At 39.7% G+C, this 19,682-nt stretch carries 15 protein-coding genes; 6 read left to right on the top strand and 9 right to left on the bottom strand.

Annotated features, from left to right (window positions below; translation table 11 throughout):
• Positions 1–6 precede the first annotated feature (6 nt).
• The 9 genes from BLS35_RS21840 to BLS35_RS21800 all read right to left on the bottom strand — a co-directional run bounded on the left by BLS35_RS21840 (position 7) and on the right by BLS35_RS21800 (position 14,074).
• Positions 7–1,158, bottom strand: coding sequence for an SGNH/GDSL hydrolase family protein (locus BLS35_RS21840; protein WP_090785552.1), 1,152 nt, complete (start codon positions 1,156–1,158; stop codon positions 7–9).
• Between the two features lie 22 nt (positions 1,159–1,180).
• Positions 1,181–2,521, bottom strand: coding sequence for an MGH1-like glycoside hydrolase domain-containing protein (locus BLS35_RS21835; protein WP_090785551.1), 1,341 nt, complete (start codon positions 2,519–2,521; stop codon positions 1,181–1,183).
• Between the two features lie 24 nt (positions 2,522–2,545).
• Positions 2,546–3,502, bottom strand: coding sequence for a hypothetical protein (locus tag BLS35_RS21830; protein WP_132226041.1), 957 nt, complete (start codon positions 3,500–3,502; stop codon positions 2,546–2,548).
• A gap of 17 nt (positions 3,503–3,519) precedes the next feature.
• Positions 3,520–5,922: an alpha-L-rhamnosidase-related protein gene (locus BLS35_RS21825; protein ID WP_090785566.1), complete on the bottom strand. Its 2,403-nt coding sequence runs from the start codon at positions 5,920–5,922 to the stop codon at positions 3,520–3,522.
• 15 nt (positions 5,923–5,937) lie between these two features.
• Positions 5,938–6,966 carry a hypothetical protein gene (locus BLS35_RS21820; RefSeq protein WP_090785549.1) on the bottom strand — a complete coding sequence of 343 codons (1,029 nt, stop codon included), beginning with the start codon at positions 6,964–6,966 and terminating at the stop codon, positions 5,938–5,940.
• A 37-nt stretch (positions 6,967–7,003) separates the two neighbouring features.
• Positions 7,004–8,623, bottom strand: a complete 1,620-nt coding sequence (locus BLS35_RS21815) for a RagB/SusD family nutrient uptake outer membrane protein (RefSeq protein ID WP_090785548.1) — start codon at positions 8,621–8,623, stop codon at positions 7,004–7,006.
• A gap of 10 nt (positions 8,624–8,633) precedes the next feature.
• Positions 8,634–12,092 carry a TonB-dependent receptor gene (locus BLS35_RS21810; protein WP_090785547.1) on the bottom strand — a complete coding sequence of 1,153 codons (3,459 nt, stop codon included), beginning with the start codon at positions 12,090–12,092 and terminating at the stop codon, positions 8,634–8,636.
• A 136-nt stretch (positions 12,093–12,228) separates the two neighbouring features.
• Positions 12,229–13,407, bottom strand: coding sequence for a FecR family protein (locus BLS35_RS21805; RefSeq protein WP_132226040.1), 1,179 nt, complete (start codon positions 13,405–13,407; stop codon positions 12,229–12,231).
• 67 nt (positions 13,408–13,474) lie between these two features.
• Positions 13,475–14,074: an RNA polymerase sigma factor gene (locus BLS35_RS21800; protein WP_165973372.1), complete on the bottom strand. Its 600-nt coding sequence runs from the start codon at positions 14,072–14,074 to the stop codon at positions 13,475–13,477.
• A gap of 266 nt (positions 14,075–14,340) precedes the next feature.
• Between BLS35_RS21800 and BLS35_RS21795 the strand changes: the two genes are divergently transcribed.
• From BLS35_RS21795 to BLS35_RS21770, 6 genes are all read left to right on the top strand, one after another.
• On the top strand, positions 14,341–14,913 hold the full coding sequence (locus BLS35_RS21795; RefSeq protein ID WP_090785565.1) for a hypothetical protein: 573 nt from the start codon (positions 14,341–14,343) through the stop codon (positions 14,911–14,913).
• A gap of 9 nt (positions 14,914–14,922) precedes the next feature.
• On the top strand, positions 14,923–15,207 hold the full coding sequence (locus BLS35_RS21790; RefSeq protein ID WP_090785542.1) for a winged helix-turn-helix domain-containing protein: 285 nt from the start codon (positions 14,923–14,925) through the stop codon (positions 15,205–15,207).
• A 164-nt stretch (positions 15,208–15,371) separates the two neighbouring features.
• Positions 15,372–17,483 carry a TonB-dependent receptor gene (locus BLS35_RS21785; protein WP_165973371.1) on the top strand — a complete coding sequence of 704 codons (2,112 nt, stop codon included), beginning with the start codon at positions 15,372–15,374 and terminating at the stop codon, positions 17,481–17,483.
• A gap of 14 nt (positions 17,484–17,497) precedes the next feature.
• Entirely contained in the window at positions 17,498–18,148 is a 651-nt protein-coding gene (locus tag BLS35_RS21780; protein ID WP_090785538.1) for a hypothetical protein, read from the top strand.
• A 12-nt stretch (positions 18,149–18,160) separates the two neighbouring features.
• Complete coding sequence (locus BLS35_RS21775; RefSeq protein WP_090785536.1) at positions 18,161–18,859, top strand: hypothetical protein; 699 nt, start codon at positions 18,161–18,163, stop codon at positions 18,857–18,859.
• Between the two features lie 27 nt (positions 18,860–18,886).
• Positions 18,887–19,636, top strand: coding sequence for an SDR family NAD(P)-dependent oxidoreductase (locus BLS35_RS21770; protein ID WP_090785534.1), 750 nt, complete (start codon positions 18,887–18,889; stop codon positions 19,634–19,636).
• The last annotated feature ends 46 nt before the right edge of the window (positions 19,637–19,682 follow it).

Raw genomic sequence — 19,682 nt, 5'->3', positions numbered from 1 at the left:
ATGAATTTAGTCTCTTGGCTTAATTAAAATTGCAGAAATCACCTGAGCATACCATCTAGCTAAGTAATCATTGGGATGATTCACATTATTACCAGTCATATCCTGATAGGTTTTATGTTTTAATAGTTCTTGATGAGTTCCGGTTAAATCTGCCAATACCACCCCTTTTTTTATTAGTTTTTGTAATTCGGGTTTATACAACGATTGAATTTTGCTTTGTGTTGCATATGGATTTGCTAACATCGGAGAAATAAGAATGAATTCTGCCTTTGGATTTTTAGCTAGAACAGCTTTCATAATTCCCGAGATCTGTTCCCTATAAACTTCAGGCGCTACTTCAAAGGTGCCATCATTCATTCCAAAACCTATAATCACTAGATCTGGATTTTCTGGTAACACAGCACTAGTAACATTTTCTAAGCCCCATTTGGCCAGTTTTCCGCCCACAGACTGATTGCTAAAGCTTATCTTCCCTGTATATTTTTTACGAAGGTTGTAAACAATAAGTTCTGCCCAGGAAGGCATAAAAGGTGACTGATTCTGAAATCCACTGGAATTTGCGCCAGTTTCAATGCTGTTTCCATAAAATACAATTTTAAGGTCCTCCTTTTTGTTCAACTTTTGCAGGATATACCTTAGCGACTGTCCTGAAAATTTAGGTAACGGCCCAAGCCATTTTTTAGACCGATCTGGCAAATAGGTAATTGAAATTTGCATAGACCTGAAATAGGTCCCCTCATTAAAAAGGACAAACTCTCCTTTCTTTTTGCCCTCCATAGACCAATCTTTCTTCATTGTTTTGAATGCCAGGTCTTCCTGCTTGATAAATGGAATGTTAGAGCGATCTGTCAGTTTAATTCTTCCATTTTCATAGATCCAATCCTTACCTTCCAGAAAGGTTTTTGATAAGTCTGCCGATCTTACAGACAATATCTTTTTAGCCTTAAAGAGGAGCGGACCACTAGCGATTTCGCCATCTTTTATGATCTGTACAATTTCGTCTGTAATCGTATCAGTCTTCCAGAAAGGATTGAGATAGGATTTTAAATTAATGTGGTCTTTCCATCTGGCTTCTATACCCTGGCCATAGGTCGTTGAAATGCTAAACGTAACAAAAAAAAGTATGTTTTTTATCTTTGAAAAATGAGATCTATTCATAATGTAACAATTATATTTTTGGTTAAAACTCTTCAATTACCGGCCTGCCCTCTTCCTGTGCCATGATGTTAAGCACAAGGTAATTCCAGTTTTGAAAACCTTTGTTTAATATAGGTTCCCCAGAATCTGGCTCATAATATTCGTGCAAGGCTCCATGTTTCTGAATATCCTTCCCAAATAACTGTATCGTTTTATTGGCAAGTTCAGTAGCCTCACTTCGGAAGCCGTATTTTACAAGTCCTTTATATACAAGGTAATTGGAGATACCCCAAACCGGGCCCAGCCAGTTAGAGGGGTTGCCGCTCGCACGTACACTGTACATTTTTTCTAATTTTGAAAGGCTGCGTACGCCATAAGGTGCATTGAACGTCTTTTCGTTTTTGTAATGTTCTGAAACCATTCGTTTTGCTTGTTCCGGGCTAGCTATGCCACTCCACATCGCCAAAAAACCTGACCAAGATCCAATCCTTTGGATCAGGCAATCATAGCTACGTGGGAAGCCACTGTGAATAACCATGTCTAAACCTAGTATCCGTCTTGGAACCTCAAAAATAGGCATTAGGTTAAGATCTACCGAATAAAAGAAGCCATCTCGTTCATCCCAGCAGTTTTTTTGTACCGCTTCTTTTAGTGCAATAGCATCCTGATCAAATTCATGCGCCACCTCCAACTGATTTAAGCATTTAGCCAGGTAAACCATTGCCTGCAATTCCTTATACATCAGGCAATTCAAGTAAATAGATGCAGAGCTTCCCGGGGGACGGAAAAAGGTACTAGGATCATTATCCACACCAATGGCAACGTCATTTTGCCAATAATACAAGCCAGTCGCTTTGTTGCGGTGATGCATTTTGTAATTGGTCATAAAAGCCTGCATAAAATAGAACTTCTCGCGCAGCCATTCCGCATTACCCTGGTCTTGTTTAACCAAAAAAGCGGCATGTTGTGCCAGGACCGGTTTATGCATGTTTTCTTTATAAATATCTTTAGGCATTTGCTCCCTTGGGTTGGCATTTTTCCATACCACAATTGGGATGTATCCATCTGCACCACCATAGTCTAGAAAATTTAAAATACAGCCTCGTTCATAGGCTAGCGCTTCTTTCTGTTCCCTTGTATTGCCTTTATCGGTTAATATTTGTCGCAATGCGATATTGGTAAGCCAGGAATCCCAGTCCCACAAATCATTGGCATACTGATCACTGCCAGGTGTAATAAAGGGATATTTCAGCACGCCACGAGCGGGACGGAACATGCCTTTATAATCGTTGTAAAGGTTTTTTTTGATCAGTTCTGTCAATTGCTGTGCATTAATGGATTGACAAAGCAAGACACCTATCAAAATGGATAGTATTGATTTCATGTTAAAGATTGTGGGGTGAACTAATTATTTTAGTGTTGCGGTAAGACTTAGGTTTTTAAACTGAAAGCCACAATCAAATGTGCCAGGTACTTCCCAACCAAAATTCATGCTATCAATGCCCAAATCAGTTAACTGTGTATCCTTTAAGAAACCTCGTTCCTGCGCCTTTTTAAAAGCTTTAATGATTAAAGGGTAAATGTCTTTTTTGATACCAACCCATTTTTTATCTTGTAAAGAACCACTGAAAAGGTCTTTTGCAGCAACATTCAAGATGAACTTTTTAGTCGCATCTTCTTTACCAAGATCTTGTGCCGCATACTCTTTAATGTCCCTGTAACGATAATCGTATAAAGGCAAACCGAACCAAAAGTAATCTCCGTAAGCGGCAGATTGTTTATTTACATTTTGAATGTTTAAATACAAGGACACTTGCGAGGTATGGAGTTTTTCGTCTAGAGCATCTCCCATTTTATTAACATCGTACATCAACCGGGTATTGATGGTATACAACAGGCTTTGCATTTCAGTTAAACGTATCCGACTTTCTACATTCTGGGCAAGCAGCAGGTGAGGCCAATCTTGACCGTCTTTTCTGGGAGTAGGATATTCATTCGACCCAATGATTTCCATACTTACCAATGCCGTGTTGCCCATTCCCGTAAAGGATATTCGTTTACCTTGGTTCTCGTAGCTTACTTTGCCATTAGCAACGCTAGGTTTAACATTTACGATGTCAAATTTGCTACCCCATTGAGCCAACCTCCAGTTGGGTTCAGTAGTCGTTTTTCCAAAGGGATACAACTTAGAAATGGGGACTGCATTGGCAGAATTTGTACCATACAATTCGATACCATTCTTGAAGTTCTTGTCGGTAATTACCTCTAGTTTTTTGATCTTCTTATCGGGATTAATTTGCTGCGCCATTGAAGGCATGGAGCAATACAAAAAAATAGGGGTCAAGAGTAATATATTCAGTTTCATTTTGTTGTTTAAATTAATTAGTGTGTGTCCGGTTGTATAACAATTGTTTGTTTGCCCGAATTGATGGGCACAGTTTTGCCTTTCCATACCAAACTTCCAGTGAGTTTGCCCGGTAAATTGATGTTAGCAGATAAACCATTTTTACCTTGTTTCTTTAAGCTGACCAGGATGTCCCCATCCGGATGCGGAACCTTTCCTTCTGCAAAACTCAAGGATCCTAATTGTGGACTGATCAGTACAGTTTTGAAGCCCGGACTAGCGGGTTTAATGCCACAAACCAGAGCCAGGAAATCATAATTGGGGCTTGCACTCCAGGCATGGCAATCTGATCTGGTTGGTTCGGGAGTTTCAGCAAATGTAGTCAAGCCCAGATCTATCATTTTTTTCCAGGGCCCCAGTTGCTGTAGGTAGTCATCTCCAAATCCGGCCTTATCCATCGCACGGAACAAGTAAAATTTATAATATAAGGTGCATTCAGTCAACTCCTGGTTATGTAGGATCTTGCTCATTACCTGTTTTTCTTCCTTTTCACTGAACATACCCGTAAGTACGGCCATGATATTGGCGTGTTGACTGTAGCTATTTTGTTCGGGCGTATCGGCCAGAAGCTCTTTCTGTTGGTTCCAACAAAGTTGCCTGGTCTTTTCAAGTAACAATTGGCTTTTTTTAACATAAGAGTTGGCCTGCTCAGGATAGCCATTCTGCTCAAATAGCTGGGCTGCAAGTTGTAAAGCATAAGCATATTGCAATGTTAAAATAGCCGAATTGCCTTTTAATATACCTTTTGGGCTGCCACCTACAGGATACTGATTGTCCCATGGTTGGAAAGACCAGTCGATGAAATTCCACCAGTCTGAGGGACCAAGAATTCCATTTTGAGCAATCTGGCCTTCGTACCAGGACAATACATTTCGGATACCATTAAACTGTTGCTTTACAAAAGTGACGTCGTTTCTGTGCATCCAATAATCGTGTACCATGTCAATCCAATACAACGAAAATGGTGGTATCACCTGTGGCTGATGTGCCGGATAACGACTTTGGGTTAGACCAATCGGCAACATGGAATATTGAAATTGAGTTATTGCATTACGCATTAGGCGGTCATCACCAGAAACATAGAGTGAAATGAGCGATTGAATCCTCGTGTCGCCAATGTATTGCAACTGTTCATAGTATGGGCAATCGAAATAAGTTTCACCAGCACATAAACGTGCCGTACACCAACCTGTATCCCATATTTTCTGCAAGCTGGCATCGCTACTTTTAAAGTAAGCATTCTCCTTAAAGGGGTAGGCCGTAAAGTAAGCAAATAGGTCACTGAGTAGCAACGGTTCCGATTTTGTTTCAATACTGATTTCCAGATACCTGAAAGTTCTGAACCAGAGTGTCTTTAAATGAGTTTTTGACGATCCATCGACTATAAAAGTATCGATGTAATCACTATCAACAGATTTTTCCTTAATTTCATTTCTGTTCCCTTTAATGCCCTTTGAATCTGTAAGCGCTTCGGCATAACCCAGGGTAATTATCGCATCTTTGCCGCCCGATACGATTAGTTCCGGATAAGCCGTAGTTAAAAAAGCCTGGTCTATCAGGAGTTTTGCTTTCTGGTTTGCAGCGATTCGGATAGGAGATTCTCCCTTTAGGAATTTCTGGTCAGCAGGAATGTTTTCTGTTTTTCGGATAGTGGACAATCGCTGCAGTTTGTGTTCCATAAAAGGAATGTCTCTGGCTGCCAGCATCCATTCCCAATCGCCAAATTTGCCATAAGGAATTCCTTGCCCCAGTAATTTAGGACTAAGCCAATGTGTATCCTTAAAATAAGTTTGTTCCCATCCATGAGGGTAATGGGCTAGATTAAGGGATTCTCCCTGACCAACAACGGTGCGTAAGGGCTTTTTTGTAGGTTTAGTATAACCATCATTTTTAAATACCAACCAGGTACTGTTGGTATTTACGATCATTTCATTTGTAGTATTACCCTGCACAATGAAAGCTGTTTTGTTACTTATTTGTGCCAGTGGAGCATATTCAGCAAAATTCCAAACCACCGCTGCCAACGTATTCTTTCCTTCATTTAGATAAGAGGCAATGTCGATGGTTTCGAATTTCCAATGATTAAGGTCGGCCCTTGCCGGGCCTATAGCTACCTCAATTCCGTTAACATATAACCGATATCTATTGTCGCCCGAAACATGAATGACAAAATTTTCTGGTCGTTTTTTTAATTCAAAATTTTTTCTGAAGTGAAACACACCATAATCTTTCAGAGATATTCCGGGATAACTGATCCATTCTGCCTGCCATTTTGTGTTTAACAGGGCCGGGTTAATGTTCCCATTAACCTGACCCTTTAAACTTATTGAATTAAATGAGAGTGTACAGAAGAAAATCAGGACGAATAGTAAAGTTTTCATGCTGATATTCATCTGTTAATTGGCTATTAAGCTTAAATTCTTCACCTGCATCGTTAGTATGTTTAAACCAGGGCATTCAATACCCATTGTAAACAACGAGATTTTATAATCGTTGTAATTTTGTGAATCAGTAAGGATACCTCGGCCCCACGCTTCAGTTAACCCATTTTTAATCAGTGGGAGTAGGTCTCCATTGATATTTTTCCATTGTCCAGCTGTGAGTCCTGTAGAGCTGAATGGGGTAATCCCAACATCATAAATCAATTTTCCGGTAAATAAATCAGTAGAAATTGACTGTGCCGGAACCGCATAGCGGTCATCATAAAGCATCACCAGGAAATACATTGATTTTCCATAACCTGGGTTCGCCGGGTTTAGGTTTTGGATCAAAAAAGTACAGCTAAACTGAACCGCATGTATGGCCGAATTATACCCAGTGCTTTGGTTACGGGCATGGTACAGCAATTTAGCATCAATATTGAACTGTACATTACTGAGGGTTCCTAAAAACGGAGTGCTGCTACCGAGCCATCCATCTGGGTCAGCTATTTTTAAATCGGCCAGCATGGCGGGAAAAGGATCAGTTGCCCCTCTGTAAATGTTATTAAATTCGTGTTGTCCATTTATTGCAAAAATCAGACTACCATCGGTAGATGTTGTTGGGCCCATCGTAATTGCTTTATCCGAATTGGCAAATTGTGTAGATCCAGAGGCTAAAGTACTCGGACTAGCACCATAAATACTCGATTGACTATACCATTGGGCTAAATTCCAGATTGGACTTCCATTGGCGGTCGTATATTGCAAGGGGCCCTGAATGGCGCCCGTTCCCGGATGCAATACATTAAAACCTTTCTGAAAATTCTGATCAGTTAACAATTGAAGCGGTGCAATTAAGGTATTAGGTTGATTGATCCCTGATTGCCTGGTGGCAATTTTTATATTGTTTTCGGGTTCCGGACTCTGCTGTTTGCAGCTTATTAAACTAAAAATAATGGTCAATAGAAACATAGCAAGGCTATTTACTCTGGTTAAAAGTATCATAGTTTTTAGGTTTAAAAGGTGAATGGATTTTCTACAATTAATATTTTGGGTTTTGATCTATAGGGCTTAACTCTATCTCTGTTTTCGGAATTGGAAACCAGATTTTATAAGGTTTTACATTACTCTTCAATAACGGCACAATCCGGTTCCAGCTGCCCAGATAGTCAGTTAAGGAATTGATGGTTGATTCGTACCTTCCAAAACGGATCAAATCGATCCTGCGCCAGCCTTCAAAACACAATTCCCTGGAGCGTTCATCCAGCAATTCATCTATAAAGTTTGCTTTTAAATACGCTGTAGTCAAAGCATCAATGGCGATCGGATTGGAACGATAACGAACCTCTTTCAAACGACTTCTTGCTCCAGCCTCGTCGCCAGTATAATATTTGGCCTCTGCATTTAATAACAAGATATCAGCAAATCGCAGCAGGGGTACATCAGCATCAGACCAGGCGGTACCATTGGAAATGGACTTGCTGATCGGATCCCGATAGCGGAATTTACCTACGCAGTAGTTTCCATTTAAAGGATCGATACAAGGCAAGGGTATGAAATAGTTTATTCCTTCAATATTCTCTTTTTGTCCCTGTGGATCCACATATAAGGTCAAGTTGTTTTTTCTGCGCTCGTCAGCATTGTCATATTTGAAAAATAGTTCGCCTGTAGGTCTAAACCATCCGTAACCGCCACCAGCAACGGAGCTGCCAATAGGTATTTGCCAAAATAACCATAAGTTATAATTGCCATTGGCCGAATTGGTTTTAGATTGAATACTGAACAAGGATTCCTCTGCCAATTGAGATTTTGTCGTTTCTCTAAAAAGATAACTGTAGTTCTTTGTTAATTTATACCCACTTTCAGCAATGATCTTATCCGTAATTGACTTGGCATTGGCATACATCTCTGATTTGTTTACCCAATCAAAGCTGTTTAAGGGAAAATTCAGAGATTTACCAACAGCATTTTCATTGCAGCTGCCCAAATAGGTATAGACTTTTGCTAGGTAACCTGCCGCCGACCATTTGTTCGCTCTTCCCTCAATACCAGCACGGTTGGGAAGGTTTTGATAAGCATTGTTAAAGTCAGATAGAATCAGTTGATATACACTTTCCAGTTTATCACGCTGTGCTTTTGGATCTTGCTGTGATGTCTCATATACCGGTACACCACCGTAAAATGTTGCCAGATAGAAATAGAGCAAGCCTCTTAAAAAACGGGCCTCTCCAATAATCTCTTGTTTTCTTGGTTCAGGGACATTGGCTTTATTGATGTTTTCAAGTAGGTAATTGCTGCGGTTAATCCCAGCAAACAAGTAAAACCAATTGTTTCTAATCGTTTCGTTCTGGCTGCTTACCTCTGCAGTTCCAAACGGTGCATAGTTTGGATCTGTAAAACCATCTTGTGTAACCAGTTCGTCTGTACCAGCATTTAACATGATTGGCATTTTTACGGTAAAAGATTCGCCAAAACCGGTTCCTTGTATACTTTGAGCATTCAAAATGCTATAGCATCCCGTAAGGCCAATCTCAGCATCTTGAGGTGTTTTGTATAAATTTTCTACGGTATTGAAAGAGTGAGGTTTGGTATCTAAATAGTCTTTACAGCCACTGCCCAGTATAGTGAGGCCTATGATTGCAATATATATATGTCTTTTCATGTCTTAATAATTAAAATCCAACGTTTAATCCAATTGTGTACACCCTGGCACGAGGATAAGAAATCCTGTCAAAACCGGCCAATAGGGCATTTTCAGATTGTATTTCAGGGTCATAACCCGTGTATTTGGTCCAGGTGTGTAGATTTGATCCGTTTACATATATCCTTGCACTGCCAACACCAATTTTTTTCATCAGGTCATCTGAGAAACGATAGCCTATGGAAACATTTTTCAATCTGAGATAGGAAGCATCTTCAACAAAATAACTAGATGTTAGCGTTGCGGTCTTATTCAAGTCACCAAAATCACCATAAGTGTTGCTAGGGTTCTCCGTGGTCCAGCGATTGTAGAAGAAATCTTTATTGATGTTCATCCAGGTGCTGGAAACGCCACCTTCAAGTCTGTATTTCGATTCATTGAAGATCTGATTGCCATAAGCACCTTCCAGAAAAATATTAAGATCAAAGTTTTTGTAGCGGATGGTATTGTTTAGTCCACCAAAAAATTTAGGTGTACTTCTGCTGATGGTGGTTCTGTCATTGTCCAGATCCACAATGCCGTCGCCATTTAAATCTTTAAATTTAGAAGATCCAGGTCTGACATTTACACCGGTAACTTGTACCACACCAGGTTTAGGCACATAGAAGCGCTTGTCGTGAGGAATAGTAGGGTCGCTATTGTTATCCCAGGTGAAATCATTGATCTGATAAACTCCATCAAAAACATAACCATAAGCGGTACCGATTGGCTGTCCAACAGTTACACGTCCAACGTTGGTAATCCAGCCACCACCCATCGTAACAGGGATATAGCCAATATTTCCAATGTCCTTTACTTCGTTTCTGTTGCTGCTGATGTTAAAGGAAGTTTCCCAATTGAAGTCCTTAGATTTGATATTTTTAGTATTGATCTGGAATTCTATCCCCTTATTGTCTACACGGCCAATATTTTGCCATTGCTGGTTATAACCTGTTCTGCCAGGTACATAAACAGGTAAGAGCATATTTTTGGTTTGTTTACTGTATACATCCAGTGTAAGCTCAATTCTATTGTTAAACAAGCCTAGGTCTATTCCGGCATTGTATTGAATGGTGGTTTCCCATTTTAGATTAGGATTTGCGCTCGAAGCAGGTGCCTGGCCTAATTCACCATTGTAAAAGGCATTCTCCAGTCTGGCCAGGTATCTATAAGATTCTATACGTTCGTTTCCAGTCTCCCCATAGCTTAAACGCAGCTTAAGGTTACTAATCTGTTTGCTGTTTTTCAAGAAGGGTTCTTCTGAAATTAACCAACCATAGGCAAAAGAAGGGAAGTATCCGAATCGTTTTCCCTTTCCAAATTTATCCGAACCATCTGCTCTAAAAGTACCCGTAAATAAGTGTTTGGTAAGTAGGGTATAATTCAGCCTTCCAAAATAAGACAACCTCCTATTTACATCTTTGTAAGAGGCAGATCCCTTGGCAATTGTTCCCTTAGCGATGTCATCTATACCTGTCGATTCATCGGCAAAATTAGATTTCTGCACAGAGAAATACTCATAAGTATACTGATTGATCTCTGTAGCAATCATGGCATTGAGGTAATGGTTTTTGTTAAACCATTTTTCGTAAGTTAATTGGTTGGTATTGAATATAGAAGCTGCTTTTTGGTCTTGGATAATGCCTAGCCCATTATCCCCAACGCCCCAGCTTGTTTTTTTACCGTAAAACTCTTTGGTTTTTGAGCTGGTCAGAATTCCACCACCGGAAATGTTAAGTGTTAATCCGGGAATGAATTTGTAATTCAGGTAGCCACTAATGTTATTTTGTACGGTAGCTGCAGATTTATAAGCATCATCAATCATGGTTAGGGGAGAGATATAGGCGCCAGCCCTGTCCCAGAGAGGGTCGTAAAATTCTATGGGTTTGGAAATGACAAGGTTTTGGACAATACCATTGAATAACCCGTCACCACCACCGCTTTGACTTGCTCCATCTTGTCCGGTTTGCGATAAACTGATGTTTAAGCCAATTTTGAGTTTAGTATTGAAATCCTGATCGACCTTTAATCTGGCTGAGTATCTTTTAAAGTCGTTGTTTCTAACAATCGCGCCCTGGTCAAGGTAACCTATGCCACCGGCATAGGAGGTATTATCTTTTTTAACGCTAAAAGAAATATTGTGATTTTGCGAAACACCAGTTTGCAAAGTTTCATCTTGCCAATCGTGCTTTTCCAGCTTACTTAAGTCCACTGGTTCATCAAGCTCATTGTACAATCCATCTTTATTGGTGTCGTTATAGAATAAAATGGTATTCGGACTGACAATGCGGCGATAATCCAGGTATTCATCCGGACTAAGTACCCCTAGTTTTTTCGTCGCATTAGAGAAACTCATATAGCCATCATAGTCGATTTTAGGGGCGCCTAATTTTCCAGTTTTTGTAGTAATGATCACCACGCCATTGGCACCTCTTGATCCATAAATGGCGGTAGAAGAGGCATCTTTAAGCACATCTACCGACTCGATGTCGTTTGGATTTAAGTTGGCCAGCGGGTTGGCAGATGTTTTATTACCGATACTTGCCGTACCCACTTCGTTGGCATTGGCATCATAAGGAATGCCGTCAATTACAAACAAGGGACTGGTGCTACCATAAATGGTGTTTGCACCACGTATCGAAATGTTCATTGCTGCGCCAGGTTCGCCGGAGCTTGAAGAGATTTGTACGCCCGCCATTTTACCCTGTATAGCTTCCTGGAAAGAAGTTACTTTGCTTTTGGAGATTTCGTCGGCTTTAATGCTGGAAACAGAACCGGTCAGGTCTTTTTTATTTACAGTCCCATAGCCAATTACCACGATGTCATCTAGTGACTTTACTTCCTCCATTAGGGTCACATCTATCACTTTCTCATTGCCAACTAATAGTTCTTTTACATTATAGCCAATAGATGTAAATACCAAAATGCTTGTCGGCTCGGGTACGTCGATGGTGTATTTACCATCCATATCAGTGGAAGTTCCTTTGTTGCTACCCTTAATCCGGATACTTACTCCAGGGATGGGCGTTCCTTTTGAATCGACCACTTTTCCGGTAACCCTGGTTATCATAACAAGGTCTGGTGTATTTGGCTTCTTACGAACTACAATGGTGTTCATCGAAATGACATAGTCCAGATCAAGATCTCTCAAACATCTATTGAGCAGTGTCTCAATAGATACATCTTTTACTGTCAGGCTAAACGGTTTTGTAGCTTTTATAATTTTGGAATCATAAACGACCGTAAAACTTGTTTGCTTTTCGATCAATTGAAACACCTCTTTTAGAGAAGTACTCTGTTTATTGATGGAGATGTTTTGAGCCCTGGTACTGGCCCCGACTTGTAAAAATACGGCTGTTAGTAAAACAAACGTGAGTTTCATAGTTAAAATGAATTTGGACGGAATAGAGAAGTTCCTCCTGCACTTTAATGCAGCATAAATTTTATACATTTGGTTAGTGGTTAATTAATACTCGGTTTTTAGAAGAATTGTCGTTTTTTAACCCATAGCTTTTGAGAAAAAGCTTCGGTCGGGGGCGTGTGAGAAACGCTCCTGACTTTTTTATTGGCTCGTTGGAAGAGTAGAACTATTGTGTCACAATGATCCTCCTTCCCTCGAGCTTAAAGTGGACTGATCCTGTAAGTTCCAGTGGTTTCAGGACATCCAAAATATTTTTATAACGCGAAATTTTTCCCCCAAACTCTCCTCCGGGGATAGATTCTTTGTAAACAACTTCAACATCATACCATCGTGCTATCTTACGCATAACACTTTCAATTCCTTCATCCTGGAAAAGGAAATAACCATTTTTCCAAGCCAAATCCTCATCCGGTTTGGATTCATTAATGTCAATCGTACTTTGGTTCTTGTAAGTAACCGCTTGCTGGCCCGGTTTAATCACCTTTGTCGTCGTATGCGTATTAACCTGAACCGATCCCTCAAATAAAGTGGTTTTTAACAAAGGTTCGTCCTCATAGGCCATCACATTGAAATGTGTACCCAGTACTTTAATTTCAGTCCCGTTTGCGCTTACTTTAAACGGTTTCTTTTTGTTTTTTGCAATTTCGAAATAGGCTTCTCCTTTAAGTACTACATCTCTTTGAGTGGCTGAGAAGGCTGTTGGGAATGTGAGTGATGAGTTGGCATTTAAAAATACTTTACTACCGTCTGCCAAAATAATTTCGTACTGCCCACCTTTTGGTGTTGTAAATACATTATAAGTTGATGCCAATTTGGTATCAGTACTGTCTGCGATGACCTGGTAGATAATTTGTCCATTGCTATTCTTTTTGATCTGGATATTTCCATAATTTGTTAAGCTAGGTTCAGCAGAATTGTTCAGGTTTATAATAGAACCATTTGCGAGCCTTAAAGTAGCTTTGTTGGTTCCAGGTGTGATCTGATATTTTACAGGCTTGGCTAATGCGATAAGCTGGTTTAGAACTTGGCTACCATTGAAACTGTAAAATGCAATACCCAACAATATAACTGCAATCACTGCTGCGGCCAAGGGGCGCCAAAGCCAGTTTTTTTTCAATATAGGGGAATCTTGCGAAGCCATGATTTTCGCATAAATCTTTTCCTGATCAATAGGGGGAACTTCGTCCTGATCGTTGAGCCCGTTCCAGATATTCCGTAAACTCAGTTCAAGATCTTCGGTCGACTCATAGTGGCCAATTAAACTCATTAATTCCAGAAGTTCTTTTTTGGAACATTGGTTTAACGCATACTGGTTCAATAAGTATTCTAAGCGGGAAAAATTCATTTGGTTAGCTTGCTTATCTACATGACGAAGCAAAGTTGAAATCGTACTGCCAGTTTTTTTATTTTTTTTAATCAAGCAGGTTGATCAGCATAACCAATAATAGAAAACTTCTGCCTGATTTTGGATCTACCTGCTTTTTTAGATGTTTAAGCGTTTCGGAAAGGTGGTTTTTTATGGTGCTTTTTGAAAGCTGCATTTCCTCGGCTATCTCGTCGTAGCTGTAGCCCTCTTCTTTGCTCATTTTGAAAATCTTTCTTTTTTGATCGGAAAGTTGAGCCAGAGATTGTTCAATCAAATTTTTGAGGGCTGTCGCATCGAGTCTTTCTTCAATCTCATTATGAGATTCCTGGATTTGAGCAGTTAGTTCTGTAATCAGGTTGGTGTCTTTAGCTAGTTTTCGTAAATAATCAATGGCCTTATTTCTCGCCATTGTGAAAAGGTAGGCTTCAAAGGATTCAATATGGTTTAAGGAGGATTTGTTTTTCCAGATTTTCAGGAATACATCATTAACCATTTCTTCCGTAGCATCATTCGACTTACACAATTTGTATAGGTAAGCAGATAGCTTTTTGAAGTAAGCATCGTAAATGGTTTTGAAAGCAATTTCATTTCCATTGGCGATTGCCTCCAAAAGCTCCTTTTCATTTGGTTTTTTATTGATATGCAACTGATCCCTGATTTGATAGCTAAAGCTAACGAAAATTGATTAAAACAATCTTTTATTTATCAGCTTTTGCTTTAATATTGTACATATCCTTGATATTTCAATTTTCTTTTATTAGTTAAAATTAGATGTTTATTTCTATAATGAAACCTTCGAAAGATCAGAAGTTGGATTTACCGGTTAAAAATAGACGTTTACCGGTGTTTTGTCTAAAATTTTTGTTTGCATTGCAAACTATATTTAAATTTGAATATCAAAAGATTGAATTTATGGAAACGATTGAAAACGAAATGAATCCTTTACAAAGTCTGAAATTAATTTCAGATGTTATTTTACGGACTAAAGATCAGCTAAGAAGCTATAGTACTCTTTACCTAATATGGGGTTGGGTCATAGCCTTGGCGAGTATGTCATTCTTTGCATTGCATGCTTTTACCTCCTCTAGTCTTTTCTTCCTACCTTTTCCAGTTCTTGTATTGACAGGGATAGTTCTCACTTTTCGCTATTACCGTTCGGAAAGGGAAACTTCAGAAACTTATCTCGCCAGTTACTTGAAAAAATTATGGTTTGTATTGGGTATCTGCTTTGTACTGACAGTATTTATTAGTCTTTCCCAAAAAATGCAACCATTTACTTATACCTTGCTGATAGGGGGGATAGGTACACTCGTTTCCGGTTTGAACCTAAATTTTAAGCCTTTGATAGCCGGAGGGATATTATTTTTTATTTTTGCCCTGACTAGTATTTTAATTCCAGAACAATATCGTTCTCTGCTGCATGGTATTGCTGTGATAACGGGATATCTTATTCCGGGATACTTACTTAAATACACTAAAGTATAATTGATTTAAATGTATAACGATCTTGACCCTGTTTTAAATACTCCTGTAAGATTAGCGATTGTTTCTGTATTGATAAAAATGAAACAGGCAGGCTTTGCTTATTTAATGGAAATGACCAAGACTACGCAGGGAAACTTGAGTCACCAGATAAAGAAATTGCATGAGGCAGAGTACATTGAAGTTGTAAAAACTTTTAAGGGCAATTACCCACATACTATATGTAAACTAACTGAAAAAGGCAAAAGTGCGTTTGAAAAATATGTAAAGGACATCAAAAAATATTTACACATATGATCGGAAATTTCATGTCTAATCCTGGTCCTGATTCACTTAGGACACCTTTTTTTCGCGAAAAAGATGCTGAGGCTTTTTTTTGCTTATTTTGGTTTGTAATGCAAACTACATTAATAAGAAGAATTATAAATAGAATGCTGGTAATGATCATGATCTGCACGTCAATGAACTCTTATTGTCAAACGATTATCAAAGGGCGTATTACAGATGAACACCGCAAGCCTATCCCTTATACAAATGTTTCGGTGAGCGCTACAATGGACGGTACAAGCGCTGATAGTTTAGGCTATTTCAAGCTGTCGACAACTACTAAAGGAAAACAGCTACTGCAAGCCTCAGCATTAGGTTTCGAAACCTTACAATATCCACTAAATATGGATACGCTTTCTGGCGTCATTCATTTAAAACTAAAACAAAGCCCTGGGCATCTTTTGGCTCAAATAGAAATAACAGCCGGCAATATGGATGCTAACAATGATAGGATACTCAGCCATATCAAACCAGTTGACCTTTTATCGAATGCAAGCTCGCAGGGTGATATTATAGCTGCTATACAAAACCTACCAGGTGTACAACGAAATGGAGGAGATCAAACTGGATTGTTTGTGAGAGGGGGAGATGCCAGTGAAACCATAGTTTTAATAGATGGCATCATTGTTCAGAATCCATTTTTTAGCAATGTACCCGGAGTCGGTCAACGCAGTAGGTTTAATCCCTTCCAATTAAAAGGGACCTCATTCAGTACTGGAGGGTATTCTGCAAGATATGGGCAGGCGCTTTCATCAATATTAGATTTACAAACAACAGACTTGCCTGAAAAGACAATGCTTTCTGCTGGGATCAATCTTAGTGGTTTTATGTTAAGCGGATCCAAAAGGATGGGAGACAATGCGCTTGAGGTTTATGGTAATTATACCAATTATGGCCCATACTATTGCTTATCGAATACCAATTATGATTTTTATTCTGCGCCCGAATCCACCGGAATTTCCTCCAGATGGATATCAAGAACTGATAGAGGATTATTTAAAATCAGCCTTGGTTATAATAACAGTAACAGTGGAACAACCATTTCAAATCCAAACGATGTTAGTTCATTGTTGAGATTCGATCTACGTAATAAAAATACCATCATCAATGGATCTTACAATTATTGGTTTAGCAATCAGGTAAAGCTATTTATAGCAGCTGCGGTTAGTAACAATAATGATCATATAAAATGGGCTGATACCACTTTTACCAGAGCTGATGTTCGTGGTCAGGTGCGCGCAGAATTGAGTTGGGAAGCTGCAAGTAAGTTTAAGATTACAACAGGGACAGAATTAGCGTATTATAATTATGAACAACAATTCTATATACATCAAGGAAAATTTAGCGAAACTCAGGTGTCGGGTTACCTGGAGGCTGAATACAAACCCTTTGGATGGTTTGCCATCAAACCTGGAATAAGAACTGAATACAGCAGGCTGTCTGGAAATGAAAATGTCGCCCCTCGACTTTCTTTAGCCGGCAAAATAACTTCTCATAGTCAGTTAGGATTAGCAGGAGGGATATTTTATCAATCAGCACCAAATTTGTACCTGCTACAAGGTTACCGGCCTTCACAACAAAAGGCGGTTCATTATATTGTGAATTATGAATGGATAGCCGGTAACCGGTCCTTTCGCATAGAAGCCTTTTATAAAGATTATAGCAAATTGGTTAGGGAGAGTGGAACCATGTATCGTCCTAATCCATACCGTTATGATCTTGGAATAGTGGATAATTCAGGATACGGACATGCCAAGGGGATTGATATTTTTTGGCGTGATAAATCCTCAGTAAAGGACTTCGATTATTGGATCACCTACAGCTTTATTGATACAAAAAGGTATTACCAAAACTACCCTTCATTAACTACTCCTGATTTTGTCTCCAAACATAACCTCAACCTCATAGCCAGATATTATCCAGAAAGACTGCATACAGTCTTCTCTATAGGCTACAATTATGCCAATGGAAGAGCCTATTATAATCCATTGGCTACCTCGTTTCTGCAACAAAAATCTCCGGCATATCAAAACCTGTCTTTTAAAGTAAGCTATCTGACCAATATCAGAAAGATGTTTGCTGCCTGGTATGTCAACATCGATAATCTCACAAATTATAAAAATGTATTGGGCTACCGCTATTCAGCAGATGGGCACTTCAAAAGCCCAATACTTCCTCCGCAATACAGGTCTATTTTCTTTGGTGTATACCTGTCTATCTCTGAATTCAAAAAAGATGAACTATAAATAAACAACAGAAAATGAAAAAAAACATCAGAACTGCTCTGGGAGTTATGCTTTTCTCCCTTTCAGCATCATCATTAAAAGCACAAAACATGGAAACCTCTCTGAATATGGCTTATAAGGAGCTACAATCAGCTACAAAGGTTTCAACTATGGTCGAGGCAAGCAATAAGTTCAGCATGATTGCATTTAAATGGCCAAAAGAATGGGCCACCAACTACTATGCAGCTTATGCAAATGCTTACACAGCGATAAAAGAACCAGATATTAAACGGAAAGATCAGTTTTTGGACCAGGCAGAAAACTACCTTAATATATTGAATAGCCTTGGTTCCCCAAATGACGAAAGCCTGGTGTTGACAGCGTATGTTGGTTTCTCCAGATTCTTAGTTGACCCGGCAAATCGCTGGAAAAAGTATCTGGATGTCATGAATGCAAATCTTGAAAAAGCCAAGAAAATAAATCCTGATAATCCCAGAATTTATTACCTACAGGGCATTCCCCTATTCAACAGGCCTGTATTATATGGCGGTGGGAAGAAAAAAGCGAAACCCTATTTCGAAAAGGCCCAATTGCTTTTTGCTAAAAAGCAAAATTCGACATCCATACTCAGCCCATACTGGGGAGAGAAAGACAATCAGGACTATCTGTTAAAGTGTGACAACTAAAATGATGTTAAAATGAATGCTACAACACGTCAAACCGTTCACTGGGGTCAAAAATACCGTGGCCCTAATCCGGGCATCACTGCCCTTATATATGCCATTTTGTTTATGGCAAGCCTTATAGTTTTTCCTTTACTTTCCAATGGATCGGGATTTCCCTCGCCATTTGCCGATATCGGAAAAATCCAGCAACTACTGCGTGACTTCCCCGGGGCGCTAAAAACCAATGCTTTCCTGCAATTTGGTGCCGCAATCCCCCTGGGCTTATTTACCGCGGCAGTGGTTACCAAAATAAAAACCATGGGCGTAAATGCAGCTGGACTAAACATCGCATTATTTGGTGGAATAACAGCGTCTTTGTGGGTGAGTATTTCTAGTCTTTTCAGTTGGGTTTTATGCCAACAGGGGATTGCAGATGAGCCAGGTATTATAAATGTGCTGCGGCTACTCGGTTTTGCAACGGGGGGAATAGCACACCTATTGCCTTTAGGCTTATTAATGGCCGGAATTTCTGTTCCTTGTCTATTGTTAAAATACTGCCCGGCATGGATCGCCTGGTTGGGCTTGGTGCTTGCAGTATTGGCAGAGCTCTCCATTTTCGGATTGATATTTCAACAGGCGTTCATATTACTGCCGATTGTTCGATTCGGTTCTTATATCTGGATGATTGCGATAGGATTTGCACTCATGAAAACTAATGCCGAAAAATCATAAAAACTTCATTTTAAAATTCGTACAAATATGAAAGACAAAGTAATTATTGTTACAGGGGCGACTTCCGGATTAGGAGCCGCTGCCGCCAAAGCCTTTGCAGCTAAAGGAGCTAAGGTCATTTTCTGCGGGAGACGTGCAGAACAGGGAATTCAGGTTGAAAACGATATACGAAATAAGGGGGGCGAGGCTACCTTTATTCAGGCTGATGTGACTGTTGAAGCGCAGGTCTCACATATGGTGAAGGAAACCCTTCGTTTGTATGGGAGGCTAGACGTGGCGTTTAACAATGCCGGCGGAAATTTAGGCATATCCGCCATTGAAAACACTTCGGCCGAACAATTCTTAAATACGATTAGGTTGAACTTGACGGGTACTTTTTATGCTTTAAAGCACGAAATACAAGCAATGAAAGGATCCGGGGGAAGTATTATCAATACGGCAAGTACAGCAGGGCTAAAGGGAGTTGGGCAACATCTGGCTGCTTATGTAGCCGCTAAACATGGAGTTATTGGACTAACCAAAGCTGCTGCCTTAGAGAATGCACGTAATCAAGTCCGCGTTAATGCCATTGCACCAGGCGTTATACAAACGGAGAAATGGCTAGAGGAAGTACAAAAGACACCAGGCCAACTCGAGAAAATTGCCGCGATGATGCCTAATGGAAAGTTGGCTAATGAATCCGATATAATACCATTTGTCCTATTCCTGGCGTCAGATGATGCTAAATTCATAACAGGCACTACGTTGGCAATAGATGGAGGCCTTCTGGCGGGTTAAAATGATCGGATGATACTAACAAAAGCCGTCTTTCATTATGAAAGGC

It is taken from the genome of Pedobacter sp. ok626, assembly GCF_900100435.1.
Classification (GTDB): Bacteria; Bacteroidota; Bacteroidia; order Sphingobacteriales; family Sphingobacteriaceae; genus Pedobacter.
This window is presented reverse-complemented; position numbering and strand designations above follow the sequence as displayed.